Source organism: Pseudoalteromonas sp. BZA4 (assembly GCF_040104395.1).
GTDB lineage: Bacteria > Pseudomonadota > Gammaproteobacteria > Enterobacterales > Alteromonadaceae > Pseudoalteromonas.
Map to the genome: position 1 here is coordinate 1 of NZ_JBECOT010000081.1, position 14,147 is coordinate 14,147.

The window sequence follows — 14,147 nt, forward strand, 5'->3', positions numbered from 1 at the left end:
CGGCCATTGGGTTGTTCATGATGTAGCTGTATGGATTAATGCCTTGGCTGTTACCAACGAACTGGATCACAGGGTCTACAGACAAGAAACGACCAAGGTTATAATCGTACACCCGACCGTTCATATGTATGCAGACAAAGTACGATCATCGCAACGTGTTAAAGAGCATCAGAATCAATAAGGTAAAGCATACTAATCAATAATGCAATTTGGGTTAATTCGTGCTCATTAGCAGCCAATGGTCTGCAACTATAAAGCCGTATTCAGTCGTATTCAGTAAAAAAGCCACATAAGTGGCTTCTTGGGGGGAAGGGAAAATCGAGTGCTAAAAAATAAGCCTCATATCTTGTAAGCGACCATCACCAACCAAAATATAAAAGCCATCTTCCGCTTCGAAGACACACCTTTTATGGCATTTAACAAATAGTTTTGACCTAACATTTGGCAATTCGTCATGGCTCCAAATAACGTTGTTACTCCATATTAAGTAAGAAGGACCAAATTTTTGGCCAACCGCATCAAACTTTACATTGACCCATAGCCAATCTTTGACAACATTCACAGGTAGGTTCGGGTCTAACTCACCACAGAATCGCATTAGCTTGTGCCAGCTGTTAGCTTTGCAACCAAGTCCCACAGACTCACCATTAAGTAAAAAGTGACTCGCAACAAACGGGTTATGTTTCATATCTTCTCTCCATCACATTGATATCGAGCAAGCTCTGATAAAATTGACTTACCTGAGCTTTTAGCCGCTGGGTGTGATTTGGAATACGTTCTCTTCAACTGAACATTCGTTACATGGGTGTACACTTGGGTCGTTGATAAGTCAGCATGGCCAAGATACTGTTGAATCTCTCGAATATCAGCACCGTTTTCTAGCATGTGAGTTGCAGCACTGTGACGGAATACATTGCAAGCAGCATTTACATCCAAGCCCGCCTTGAGGATGTATTTCTTAGCCAAGTCACTCATTTGTGTTTCTCTAAATTTTAACCCCCTGTTGTCAACAAATAGCGTCATGCCTGATTTGAAATTGATCAACGTTGGTCTCACTCTCGCGATATAAAATTTAAGCCATTGGCACGCTCTGTCTGCGATGGGAATATATCGCTCTTTTTCTCCTTTACCTGTTACAAAAATCTCTTTTTTCTGTAGGTTTACATCACAAATTCTCAGGTTTACCACTTCCATACGGCGGGCACCTGAGCTATAAAATGTTTCTAAAATAGCGCGATCTCGCACACCGTATTTACCATAAGGCACAGTCTGCTCAAAAACACGTTTGATATCATCAAAGCTTAAAAATGCTGTCGGCAAGGTCTTCTGACGCTTAGGTACCCTCAAGTTTTCTAATGGGTTATCTTTTAAGTGCTCAAGATAGGCAAGCTCTTTAAAGAATGTCTTGATAGATGTGATGTGGTTGCGCCGCGTATTTTTACGTAACGGCTTGCTACTTCTCGGGTTTACGTACTCAGCTAAATAGGCTTTATACTCTTCAACATCCGCTTTAGTGACTTCATTTATGTGCGAAATATTGTTTGCCAAACAGCGTTTGGCAAACATGGAAATGTTACAAAGTTTAGTTTGTATCGTTCGGAGTGATTGTCCCTCTGCTAAACAGTGAGTTTCGTACACTCCCATCCAATAGATGAAGTCGCTGTCACTTTCAGGATCAAGCTGTGCCATAAGCCCCTCCCATATCAAGTTTCATTGCACTGTAACGAATACCACAAGCAGCAAGCTGCTTAGATAACTGCATTAATGTGATGGGGCTAACCTCAGCGCTTTTCACAACACAAAGCTCTTTAACCCCCATAGCAACTAAGCTTTCAATGTCTGACTGTTGCAACGCATAGTGCGGATCAGTAGCGATAACCTTACCATCCAATGCTTTCATCATTTGAATCGCGATGAGTGGACTTTGGCAAAAGTAGAGCACATCATTACTGCTTACATTATCAAGATTAAACACCGCTAAATGGCCTATTGGATGCCAGTAATACGACGGTGCACCACGTTGAGCACGCTCAATACGTTCACCATAGTAGCCAACAATTTCATTCTGCCAAAAAACAGGCACGGTTACGCAACCTCGGAATGCTTCATGACCAGACGAGTGTAAAATTTTTAAGTGGCTGAGCGCTCCCCGCAGCTTAACTCCTTCCATCTTTCGATAGCTGGGTAATTGTTTACCTAGCTGACGGTTGCAAAAACCAAGCTTAAAGTGACGAATATCAGCTAAGCCAATCCCGTGAATACGCTGCAAGTATGCCATCGGCGCATCTTCAACTAATAATGTTTGGTGGTATAACTCCTGAATTAATGGCAAGTACATTTCTTTGACTTGCATATCATAATCATTCAAGTCAAGCGCACTCATGAAATGGCAGGCATAAAAATTTGAAGACGACTTAGTTGCCATTTTTCGCTCCTTTGCCCGCATGCGAGCTAACTAAAAGCGAAGTAAGGTCGTCAAAGCTTCTACGTTGACGTTTGCGGCGACGACGAGACAGGCTGGTCATTGTGACCGTAATAGCATTATTGGTGATACGCGCTAACACTGAGTTAGCGAGTGCATCGTTGTGGAAACACCCTTCCCACTCTTTAGTAGTGTATTGAGACGTAATGAGGGTAGAACCTTTGCCTTCACGGCATGTAATTAGCTCAGATAGTAGGAATTTCTCTTTATCACCTAAAGGCCAATTTCCCCAATCATCTATGATAAGCAAAGGAATACGGTTGAGTGACTCTATGAACTTGGTGATAGTTTTGTCATTGTAGTGCTTCATTAGCATAAGTAATAAGCTTGCTTGATTGTAAAAGCACACAGGGAGATTGTGATTTATCGCTTCTTGTGCAAGCGCACATGACAAGATTGTTTTACCTGTATTGGTTGGTCCAATCAAAAGTAAATTATGCTGCTGTCGTACCCAGTTACATGTCGACAAATTATCGACCAAGTTAACATTGAGAGACGGCATCAGACTATAATTAATATCTTGAACAAAAATATGTTCATAGGCCAACTTGGCTTGTTTTTGCAAGCGTGCACTTCGGATTTTCGCTCTTTGTTGAATTTCAGCATCTAACGCATTCATCAAACGTTCTTCTATTGCCATGCCTTGGCAGTTAATCGACTTAGACTGCCTAGCTAATTCAGCTGCGCCAGCTTTGCAGTTAAGCTGCTCCAGCAAAGCGCTAATATTATTAATGGTCATAACGGTGCACCTCATTATTATGTGGATTCCGTATGTGAAAATGATTTGCGTGTGAGATGTCAAACTCTTGCTCGTAGGCTTTAGTATTGATGATCTCTTCAATGCTGTCTGGCGAATAAAGCTTGCGAGATAGGCCAAAACGACAGGCTTTATTGAAACTATCATGACCAACGTTTTTACATAAAGCTTGGAGCACTAAGCATTGTTTGCCCGCACGTCGGGCATGCTCACTTTGAAATGGTGCATATTGCTTACGTACTATTTTTTCTGCATCCTCACCTACGCCCTTAGCCCACGCTAAGAATGAGGGAAGTGATTTTCTTTGCTCAGCCAAGTGCTCAGGCTTCATATGCTCAGGCAACCGAGTGAAACTACCTTGCTGCTCATTGAGGGTATGACGTGCGATTTCCTTACCGTCATGAAACACGATTAATTCATCTATCGTCACGCGGAGTGTCACTTGCTTGTGCGCGAACGCATGCGGTACAGAGTATTCATGGCCTTTATAAGGAATTAAATAAGTTGAAGGGACTTTAAGCTCTTTATGCGCCATAACGGGTTCATAAGGGACTGATGGTAATGGCTTTAGCTTAGGTTGCTCAATAATAAACAGCTCGTTTCTGGTCGTGTGCAACTTTTGAAACGGTCGCGTATTGATGGTGTCTTCCACCGCTTTACGTAAGTAGTCGTTGACTTCGGATATAGAAAAAAATATCAAATCTGCACGCATTTGCACCAATATTGCGTTAACAATTTTTACGGCATTTTCTGCAACGGCATTATCCGTGGGTGTACCAACGCGTGACGTATCGCAAAAAAAGTGATAATAAAGAGAGAGCAGCTGTACATTTTGGTGAAACAAAGCTAACCGTCCAGACTGCTTCACCATTGCCTTTGCATTGTCAAACTGAATTGTATCTGGCACGCCACCAAAGTAGTCGAGTGCCTTCACTAACGCATGTACCCAACTTTCAGATTTCATATTGGGCGTTGCAAACGCAAAAATTTTTTTCGAATACCCTAAACAAGCCACAAAAACATTGAGGTTACGCGTTTGACCATTCTCATTATATTTAAGCTTGGTACCTGCGTAATCAATACACATAATTTCAGCGGGTAAGTAATGCTGTTTCATTACAACATGCTGCGATTTTAAATACGTTCTCACCTTTTCATAAAATATGGTTTTACCATAAGCGTGACTGCCAAACCTAAGCTGATATTCTTTAAATAACATCGCCAAGGTTTTCCGATGTTTTTTCGGTAAATTGAATTGCTGTGATATCGCTTGGTAGTCAGGATCAACCTTGTCATTATGATGAGATTTGCCCTTGTGATAAAGAAGCGCTTTGAGTTCACTGTCTTTCTTTTCAGTCACCTCATCCCATGAAAGGTTCACTCTCCGTAATATTTGGCGCAGTTTCGCAACAGTTGGATGACTGCAATTTGCAGCCAGAGCAATCATGCGATTAGATTGATCCTTACAATGATACAAAAGCCAAAGTAGATACCGTAAGTTATGTGGTTTTAACATAGTTCTTCTCCGTTTTTGACAAAACAAAGGCGCAGCCGTGAAATAAGCCAAGCGACTAACTTGACAGTTTCACTTCTGAGAACCATAGTTAATGGGTCGATTCCAACGACAAATTAACTACAGAGTCTCGGATAAGGTTGCCGCCTTTCCGAGATTTTTTCATCTAAGCTGCTTGTTGTTACGTCATATTGTTACTCGTCTGACCGATACTTTTGTTTCGCAAGCCACGCTGCCACATCAAATGTCAGCGCAAACTTACCCTTACGATTCGCAATACTAAATACAGCCAAAGGAAGTGTGTCTCTTCGTACAGCCTGACGAAAGGCACTTGCACTGGTATAGCCCAAAGTAGAATAAAGCGCTTTTCCGCCAATCATTGGACCATGCTTTTCAAATAGCACATCCTCTAAACGCTGACGCAATGCCTCCATGTCACGTTGTTCACTTTTAGTCACCATAATCTCTCTTCTGTTTAACTGAGAATCGCCTTTATCACAGTAGTAGAGAGAAAATGTCACGTCTATGAGTAACATTTTAGGCTATTATTTACTCTAAACGCTTATTGGCATGAAATGACGTGTGGTCACAGTTAGTCGTCACTTTTGATGGTCAGAAACAGTTAAAGGGGGGGGGGGTAGTAGTGAAACAGAGCGACACCAAGCTTCCCATTGAGTTAGATAAATTAAAAGCCGCCGCTTATATGTCGTATATTTGTGAGGTTACTAATGGCAAGCCTTCTGGCTACCATGTAGAGCACTTTTTTGAACTGGATAAAATCGTTAATAAACTGAATGGTACAAAGCAAAGAAGCTGTAAATATGACCGTCATTCGAAGGCCGTGCATAGGCCAAGTAAGAAAACACTTGCTAGGCTCTATAAGGCATCACCACAATTAATAAAGTACGATGAGTTTGAGCCTTTTATATTTCGGGCGCTAAATTGCATTAACAGCCCCACAAGTGATTGGTATTCGATTTACCAACAAGCGCCATTAAAGATACTGACCCCATTATGTGACTTAGAGCACTTAAATGGGTTGACGTGTGAATATTCAACGCTGCAACTTGAGACACTTAAAGCGTTATTACAACTAAAAAATGACCACATGTTTGCTCTTCTTGTAATTTTGCACCTTGATGACAATATTCAAATGAGCACAATCGTTCGATGGGAACTAATCACGAGCATTGTTGATTACGCGAATAATCCGCCAGAAACATCACTGTTTACTAAAGTATCAGCCAAGCTTTTTAACTATTTGCAAAACCTGTTCGTCCCTAAAAACATCATCATTAATCCGAGTGCAAGGGTGAAGCTGACCTCATATTTCGCTTTAAACAATGACCGTGACTTCGACATATTAGAGCATGCACAGCAAGACAAAAACGCTTGTGCAAATATCCTGTATTACCTAATAAAACACCAACAAATAGGTTTTGAAGCATTGGGTTCTCGGCTTAGCCGCGCAATGTACCTTTTAATCTACAAGCAACTGGCAAATCGAAACCCTAAAAGATATTTAAGGCTGCTTCCTCATTAGCTATGACAACAAAAGACCTACTTTTCGTAAGTCTAGAGTTAAGCTCTTAGCGTGAAAAAGGATACAATGGCTGTACATCACATTCCATATTTTCATACATGTACACGTCATATTGCCGTTGAAGCTCTAACCACGTTCCAATATCAATTCCCGTCGCTTTCGCTAATCTCACTGCAAAAGATGGGTCAACGCTTACCTTTTCATTCAGGAAGTTTGACAGGTGTGATGATGTGATACCTAATCGAGCTGCCACTTCCTGATCAGTAAGATTATCTACACGAACTAAACAATTGCGTTTAAAAAAGTCTGACGGATGTTTCCGAAAGCCGCCATCAGGACGTTTTTTGAGTTCAAGTTCAGAGAAAGGTTTGTCAGCTGCTTTTTCAATAAAGTTGACGTTTATTTTGTTAGTCATATCAGCCTCCGTAAGGTCATTGATATGACTCTAGCTGAATACTCGTTTTACGCCAACCTTGGGATCTAGATAAAAGCAAAAGGCAACCGCCTCATTGTACAAAGGTGCCCAAAATATGCTGAGTGTTATCACAGGTACCTTAATGCACATTAAGCTAACAAGTGGTAACATTTTATCGGAAAGGTGGTAAATGGATTTTGTATCAACTGGTAATGTTTAACCAAACCACTGTTAAGAAAACACGGAATATACACTTGTATATTCCGCACCTAAGTTACCACTCTTATGCTTTAAAATTACCATGCGTTCGAGAATAACTTTCCACCTGTCCGACAAAAGTTTACCAGTAAGATTTTTCACGGCATACGTTTTGGGTTGGTTTTAGAATCAAGTAGGCTGGAATATTAAGCGAAAGTAAGCGTGTTACTTGATGGTGATAGCTCTTCTTTTTAGGTATTCATCATACAATGAGGGGCTTGCGTTTTTGCAAAGTTCAGCAACTTGATCAAGCCAAACAAAGTACTCTGTTAGTCGCTCATTTGACCAACCACAAGGAATGGCCGAAGCGTTTGAGCAAATATCAGCAAGCTTAATACGCTGGACTGAGGTAGCTTTAGTGGGCAGCTGTTCGAGCATATTAGCCCTACGTGCTGTTAATGATAGTGTTTTATCATCTGTTAGCGCTTGCACCATTTCAAGTACACAAATGCCAAGTTCATTTACAATTTGTTCCTTGGAAATTTCTGTGTCTTCTAGGCTGTCATGAAGAGCGGCAGCGCACAACTCATTTTCATCTTGAACATGAGCGATATTAACAAGCATATCGACAACTTCGATTAAATGGTTAATGTAGGGTGAGCCATCTGATTTACGCTGTTGTTGAGCGTGGTATTGGGCAGCCAACCGAAGTGATTTAGTCAAAAGCGCAAAATGATTCATCATGGCAACCTCAAAGTTTTAGAACAAAATTAAGCGTAGACCGTCTTGACGTTTTTTGTCTCGTTAAAAAGTAACTTGACAGGCAGTTAGTGCGCAATTTTTCTGGGGGTGATTGCGCACTTGATGGTTTACTCTAATAAAATAACTATTACAAAGAAGTAAGATGTGAGCCCGTTACTAGTTATTCTGCTCTCCAGTAAGGGCCATCCACCAATATCGTATTATAACTAGGCTTGAACGACTCATTGGAAAAGAGAACTGTAGGAAGGTGACTAGAGCTCATTAAAACTTTTTCGGTTATTGACTTAGTCATCTCAACCTTATTCTTGCAGTTGGCAGTGAATTGTAGAAAAATAAATTCACGATTTTCACCTTGCACCGCAGAGCTTGGCGGCGGAAATTCAGTCCCGTAACTAGATATAAAATAACTGATAAAACTATCCATAAACTCTGTAGTTATACTCGCCTTCTCTCGGTCAGACTCATTCTGCCATTCAAATTCAATTCTGGTAATACAATCTGAGGCAGTAAAAGTCTCATCATCACTACAACCAAATAATAACAATAAAGAAATAATTATCACTAACTTATTCATAAATAAACTCACTCACTATTATTCCACCAGCACCGCAATTATCACATGAAGCCGCAGAACTTTTAGTCTCTATGTGCCAACTAAACCTCTCAACACTTCCACCATACAACTCGTAAGTTAACCCCATGGGTAGAGCCTTCATTAGCTGCCCATGGGATTTACTTGATATTGTTGGTATAGGCTTTCCATCTTTACCCAATTGCTGATAATCAATACTGAAATAGATACCATTTGCAAGAGCGAGTCCTTGTTCATCAAAAAAATTTAATTTAACTTTCCGCGATCCAATAAATGTCCCCTTACTGCCCTTCCCGTAAACACGCCCTATTTCCCTCCAGTACCCTTTAATATTTTTAACTCTGGGCTCAGTTCTTGAGGCACTCCGCATACTCACTTTACTATTTTTTTCGCTATGGGGATTAGTTATCCATACAGGAGTACCATCATCTTTATAATAATCAGGTGAGTTATTTCCGGTAGACTTATGAATTATTAATTCTTCACCCTCATAGTGACTATCCGAAACAGCTTTTTCAGCGTTAGCCTTAATATCTGTTACAGCTTGTTTTTCAGTTGTAGACGGGGCTCCTATATCTTCGACATTCTGTTGATTATTATTCTTATTTTCACCCTTATTATGTCCATTAGAAACTTTTCCAGAATTACCTAGCTTAATCTGTTTATTAAAATTTTTATCTCTTACTTGTTCATTGGTGCATACAATAAACGTATCACAAACACTTAAGTACCCAGTCGGATCAATACCAGCCATAGGATTATTCATTATATAAGAATAAGGGTTAATACTTTGACTATTCGTTGGGCTTTGTATAAACGGATCAACACTCATAAACCGCCCAAGGTTATAATCGTACACCCGACCGTTCATATGAATTAACTCGACATCATCCAAGTGCTCATGGTCGGTAAAGCCGCGGCGTGTTTTGGCATCTGCTAAGTCATTTAGTTTTGAATTACCATATGGCATTAAGCTACCGCTTGCCAAACGTGGTTTACCGAATGGGTCAAAATTACGCTGGGCCGTTACATAACCATTTTTATCTGTAAATAGTCGAGCACTACCCAAGCGGTCTTTATGTGTATAACGGATTGTGGCACTTTCATTGGTTGTTTGGCTTATTACTGCAATGTCGTCAACATAAGCACGCCATGTGGTTTTACTGCCGTTGACTTCTTCTTCATACAATTTGTCACTGTAGAAGGTGGTTACGCTGCCATTCACTTGCTTAAAACGCATATGCTGCGGGCCATAAGTAAAATCAAGCGTTTTACCCGCTTTTTTGATTTGTGTAGGCTTGTCCATTGCATTATAAATTGCACTGGTTAAACCATCACCGCTCGTCATGTTACCACGAGCATCATAACCAATTGATTTCCAACCATTACGATAAACACGTTTAACTGCATTTGGCCCACCTGTTGAACCATTAATGTAGTCATATTCCGATGCGTAATCTGATTTTGATAATAAGTTACCTATCGCATCATAACTGTAACTAGTAACTTCATAGCCATCCACCAAATTGCGCTCTAGGCGATGCAAGTTATCGTACTCATAGGTTTCGATAAATTGATGTTGGTCAATCCCTACATTTCCTGTGGTGACATCCACTTGGGTTAAATTACCAAAGCCATCGTAACCTTGATAATTGATATTCATCAGGCTATTACTGCCTTTAGCTACCGCTTTCAACAGCATTTGCCCATTTCGGCTACTGAATGTAGACGTTTCTGACGTACCATTACCTAAATCAGCCGCCGTGATGTTGCCAAACACATCTCGGTCAGTCACTGTTTTGTAGATATACCCACTTGCCGTATTTTTAACACTTTGCAGGTAGCCACTGCTTGTATAGTCGTAGCTTAGCGTTAAATTATTTGGATAGCGTAACCCTTTAACTCGCCCGTAATTTGCATCATAAAACGTGGTTGTTTTATACGTTTTACCACTGCCGGTAAGGGTTTGTGTTGCTGGTCTACCAAGGCTGTCAAAGCTGAATGATTTTGTAACGCCATTACCTGTCGCTTGGTTTAACTGCCCAAGGCCATAGCTTGCACCGTCGTAGGTATAATTTAAGGTATTTTCACCGGTCGCTGTTCGACGTGTTACACGACCAAGTACATCTGTTATAAAGGTAAGTGTTTTGCTGTCAACACGCGCCTCTTTTTGCAGCTCACCAAAGCCATTGTACTCAAAATTGGTCACACCTTGGTTAGGGTCATTAACGTGGGTTTTACGCCCTAGCGCATTGTACTTAGCAATGATTTTATTACTATTAGCATCTTGAATAACAACAGGAAGGCCCTGTGCATTATAGCTGTAACGTGTAACGCCATTATTCGCGTCTACCGTTTCCATTAATTGCTTAAGGGTATTGTAAGTACGAGACATGTCAATCGCCTTACCTTCACAATCTTCAGATGCGGTTATATCCGTTTTCAATCCAACATATGCATAGGTCGTTGTCATATCACCACAATGCTGGTTGGTCACCTTTTCAGTTAAACGACCAAGAATATCGTAACCTGTATAACTTACGCCATATGCAGTACTACCTTCTTTGTAAGGTATTGATTCGAATATTTTATAACCTAAATCGTTATACTCTACATCTGTAAAGACCCAATCACCATTAAAGTCTTCGACTGCTGTACGTAGCACTCGCCCTAGCTTATCTTGGTAAACCTTCTGGGTTGGTTGGCCTGCACTCACTGAAACAACTTGTAAAACTGCGTTAGTAGGGGCCTGAGCATCTGGAAACTGAACGGCAGTGTATACTATTGGTTGTCCGTCAGTTTTACTACTAAATGGTCTACTATAATCGTCATACGTATAGACTGTCGTTAAATATGAGGAGCCGCTAAGTTGTTGTCGTGTTTTTGTCACCTTGCCTGTAGCAGGATTAACATGGGTGTAACTCAAGTGATTTTTAGCGTTTTTTAGCTCGTATGGGAAATAACCATCAACTGCAATTGTATTGCCGTCTTTTGAATAAGCCGTTTTAGTTGTTCTGGTTTGATTTACCCACGAACCACTACTATTTCGTACTTGAGCAGTAGCGCTCACTTGCGTTGGCAAACCATAATCATTGTATGTAGTTACAGTTGTCGCGCCCTTTCCTGACGTTGAAGTTCCACGCAAACCACTAACAGTTATATTTCTGGGCTTTCTGTTTGCGTGATAATTTGTAAGGTCAGTAACTACTTTTGTGGTTGGATCTAACTCTGTTGTTGTCGTAATTGGGTCTTGCGAATTACGGTTCGTCAGCGCATGTTTAGTCACCGTTTTTGCAGTTAGCTTATCAATGAACCATGTACTCTCATCGTAATCGTAACTCATCGCTTCAGTTGTTTTGTTAACACCCCAACTGTCTGTAATTTGCGTGACCTTCTCTTTTACATTGCCATATTTATCAACGCTATTAACTGTAACAGTGTGAGTAGACACGTTCGTTTTAGAATAAGAGTTACTACTACTCTCGCTTGTAGAAGGAAGTCTAGTTACTATTTTTGTTGTTTTAGGGTACACGCTATAGACCCCAGCAACTGAATGATTTGAATTATCTTGCCATTCAATTTCTTTAAAGCTAAGTGCATCCACTTCAGTTGCTGCTGAACCTAATAAATCATAAGCACCAAAGTCGTCACTCGCAAAAGTGGCTTGGCGTGTTAATTTGCCCTGATAAGGAAAAACCTGTTCAAAATCCGATTGCGTGACAATGCCTTTGGTGACATCTTCTTCAATAATGGACTTAAAGCCCATAAAGCCACGGCCTTGCCTATTATAGACAGCTTCTCTGTAAAAATACTCTTTAAGTGTCTTGCCATTCAAACCATTAGATTCACTAAATGACGAAATGACTGGCATACTGGAAGTAAAGTACATGTACTCTTTACTAATTTCACCTGTTAAATAGCGTTCGCTTCGATTACTTGGGGTATCGTATAATTGTCGCTGATTTCTGTTGAGCGGTGTAGATAAATTAGCATAATGCCAATTAGAATCCATTCCAACCCCATTACTAACATTATTTAGTGTTTCTGGTATCACATTACTAGAAACAACCTGGCTGGCCTTTACAAAGAAACCATTTACACCAGGAGAACGAAGATAACCCTGCATACCAGCATGCTCAAAAGTAATCCCGCTCACGGTTACATTACCTCTAGCTAAAGAAATATTCTTAAAGGTTGAAAAAGAAAAATCAAGATAACCATCATTGTTAAAATCAGTTAACTCTAAGGGCTTAAAGACATTGCCACCATAAATAGAAGCGCGCCCAACCGGAGCACTAACCACATTGTCTATTATTCTTTGAGGAGTGGTAATAAATTCGTCGCTTGTGAAATCGAGTATAGACCAATTAAACCGTCGCATATCAAGAGCGCTCAAGTCTAGTTCTAAAAACTCACTCGTAGATTCAGAGTTACGATGATTGTGATAATGTAAGTTATCGTTACAACTCTCTATAAAATAATCTCGCAGATCAACTCTTCCCGATAAGTTAACACAATAATCATCTGTAGAGTCTGTAGCTACCAGCAGCTCGTCTACACCATCAGAATCAATATCTGCAGCTTGCACTCCTCCAAATGTCGCCTGGACACGATATTCAGTAATATTTCGGGACAGGATTAAGCTATTAATTTGCCATTCATGGATCCCAACCCCGTCCCCAAGCTTCTTATCGGTGAAAATTGTAGATTGCCTAAGTTAAACTGTGCTTGCCATTCAAAACCACTAGATACTTTCGCTGCCCTTATAAAATCTTTTAATCCATCACCATTTATATCAGCAAAAACATACTGATTGTAAAAATGATTTAGTGGTAAGCCCAAAGAAGAAGAGGTTGCAGTATTAATAATAATAGAATTATTAATTTTGTTAGCGTACGCAATATCAATACTGAGATGATTATAGGAAGTTTGATGAGTAAGAATATAATCAGGTAAACCATCACCGTTCATATCCTCTAAACTCGCTTGTTGATATGTGTTTTGGCCGTCAACTTTAGTTTTACTTAAATTAATTAGAACTACAAAGTTATAAAAATCAACTTCTTCACCACCTCTATTACGATAATATCCTACATAGCCATTTCCATTATTAAAATAATTTAACAATAAAACATCATGGTAACCATCTCCATCAACATCGGTGATTTTGGAGTTAAATGAACGCACGGTACTAAAACCACCATCAAACTCAAAGTCAGTAATTACTTTTCGCGCTTCTAAATCATCATTGAATTGTATATATGCTAAGTTACCATTTTCAGAAGTTGTGAAGTCTGTTATCCCATCATTGTTTATGTCACCTTCAACAGCTAAATAAATGAAGGAACTCATTTCCCCCTCTAAAGTACCTGAATGTAAATACTCTCCTGCTTCTAACTCATATATTTCAGTTTTCGTTTCAATTCCTCCACCTGTTGATCTAATTCTAATTAACTTAAGCAGTTCGGCCTTGCCATCACCATTTAAATCTTTAAAAAGAACTCGGTTACTTTGCTTCAAACCACCAGAAGATGAATGTTCAATGCCACCAACTCCAGAAAAAATAGCACCAGATGATGAACTCAAGTCAATATCTTGCCATGCCAACTTCGGAGACGACATATTAAACTCTGTCTCAGAAAAGCAATACTCTGAAGAATTATTATATTTACACAGCTTAACAGCCTTTAAATGTGCTCTCCTTGTTGTAAGGCTATTTACATAGCTTAACTCGTACTTTTTCAAAGGAGTTTCCGAGCAGGGTGAGAGCATACTTTGTTAACAAGTATTAACCAAAGATAAGCTCAGCCCTGAATTCATCGTCAAAACTAGCCCTAACACACTTACTGCGTATCGAGTCTTTACGGCCTTTGTGCTGTTTTACC

At 40.0% G+C, this 14,147-nt stretch carries 13 protein-coding genes; 1 reads left to right on the plus strand and 12 read right to left on the minus strand.

Annotated elements, in window-relative coordinates; genetic code table 11:
- The 7 genes from ABMY41_RS19835 to ABMY41_RS19865 form a co-directional block, all read right to left on the minus strand.
- Positions 1-124: RHS repeat-associated core domain-containing protein (locus tag ABMY41_RS19835; protein ID WP_349276021.1), on the minus strand; the 124-nt coding region annotated here is incomplete at its 3' end.
- 201 nt (positions 125-325) lie between these two features.
- Positions 326-688 (minus strand): hypothetical protein, encoded by a 363-nt coding sequence (locus ABMY41_RS19840; protein WP_287243758.1) that lies wholly within the window; start codon positions 686-688, stop codon positions 326-328.
- Positions 685-1,689, minus strand: coding sequence for a tyrosine-type recombinase/integrase (locus tag ABMY41_RS19845; protein ID WP_289096989.1), 1,005 nt, complete (start codon positions 1,687-1,689; stop codon positions 685-687). Before ABMY41_RS19845 ends, ABMY41_RS19840 begins: the two co-directional genes overlap by 4 nt.
- Positions 1,676-2,425, minus strand: coding sequence for a hypothetical protein (locus tag ABMY41_RS19850; RefSeq protein WP_287243761.1), 750 nt, complete (start codon positions 2,423-2,425; stop codon positions 1,676-1,678). Before ABMY41_RS19850 ends, ABMY41_RS19845 begins: the two co-directional genes overlap by 14 nt.
- Complete coding sequence (locus ABMY41_RS19855) at positions 2,415-3,221, minus strand: ATP-binding protein (protein ID WP_287243762.1); 807 nt, start codon at positions 3,219-3,221, stop codon at positions 2,415-2,417. Before ABMY41_RS19855 ends, ABMY41_RS19850 begins: the two co-directional genes overlap by 11 nt.
- Positions 3,211-4,755, minus strand: a complete 1,545-nt coding sequence (gene istA / locus ABMY41_RS19860; protein ID WP_287243763.1) for an IS21 family transposase — start codon at positions 4,753-4,755, stop codon at positions 3,211-3,213. The genes ABMY41_RS19855 and istA overlap by 11 nt, the downstream gene beginning before the upstream one ends.
- A gap of 191 nt (positions 4,756-4,946) precedes the next feature.
- Positions 4,947-5,213 carry a hypothetical protein gene (locus ABMY41_RS19865; RefSeq protein WP_206646060.1) on the minus strand — a complete coding sequence of 89 codons (267 nt, stop codon included), beginning with the start codon at positions 5,211-5,213 and terminating at the stop codon, positions 4,947-4,949.
- A 182-nt stretch (positions 5,214-5,395) separates the two neighbouring features.
- Between ABMY41_RS19865 and ABMY41_RS19870 the strand changes: the two genes are divergently transcribed.
- The gene (locus ABMY41_RS19870) at positions 5,396-6,295 is read left to right on the plus strand and encodes a hypothetical protein (RefSeq protein ID WP_287243766.1); all 900 of its coding nucleotides are present in this window, start codon (positions 5,396-5,398) and stop codon (positions 6,293-6,295) included.
- A 46-nt stretch (positions 6,296-6,341) separates the two neighbouring features.
- Here the strand turns inward: ABMY41_RS19870 and ABMY41_RS19875 are convergent, their stop codons facing one another.
- From ABMY41_RS19875 to ABMY41_RS19895, 5 genes are all read right to left on the minus strand, one after another.
- Complete coding sequence (locus ABMY41_RS19875) at positions 6,342-6,710, minus strand: HigA family addiction module antitoxin (protein ID WP_287243767.1); 369 nt, start codon at positions 6,708-6,710, stop codon at positions 6,342-6,344.
- A 423-nt stretch (positions 6,711-7,133) separates the two neighbouring features.
- Positions 7,134-7,652, minus strand: coding sequence for an HD domain-containing protein (locus tag ABMY41_RS19880; protein ID WP_287243768.1), 519 nt, complete (start codon positions 7,650-7,652; stop codon positions 7,134-7,136).
- A gap of 178 nt (positions 7,653-7,830) precedes the next feature.
- A complete protein-coding gene (locus tag ABMY41_RS19885) occupies positions 7,831-8,244 on the minus strand; it encodes a hypothetical protein (RefSeq protein ID WP_213608080.1) in 414 nt (137 codons plus the stop codon).
- Entirely contained in the window at positions 8,237-12,850 is a 4,614-nt protein-coding gene (locus tag ABMY41_RS19890; protein WP_289096995.1) for an RHS repeat-associated core domain-containing protein, read from the minus strand. The genes ABMY41_RS19885 and ABMY41_RS19890 overlap by 8 nt, the downstream gene beginning before the upstream one ends.
- Positions 12,851-12,900: 50 nt before the next feature.
- On the minus strand, positions 12,901-14,007 hold the full coding sequence (locus ABMY41_RS19895) for a VCBS repeat-containing protein (RefSeq protein WP_349276019.1): 1,107 nt from the start codon (positions 14,005-14,007) through the stop codon (positions 12,901-12,903).
- Positions 14,008-14,147 lie beyond the last annotated feature (140 nt).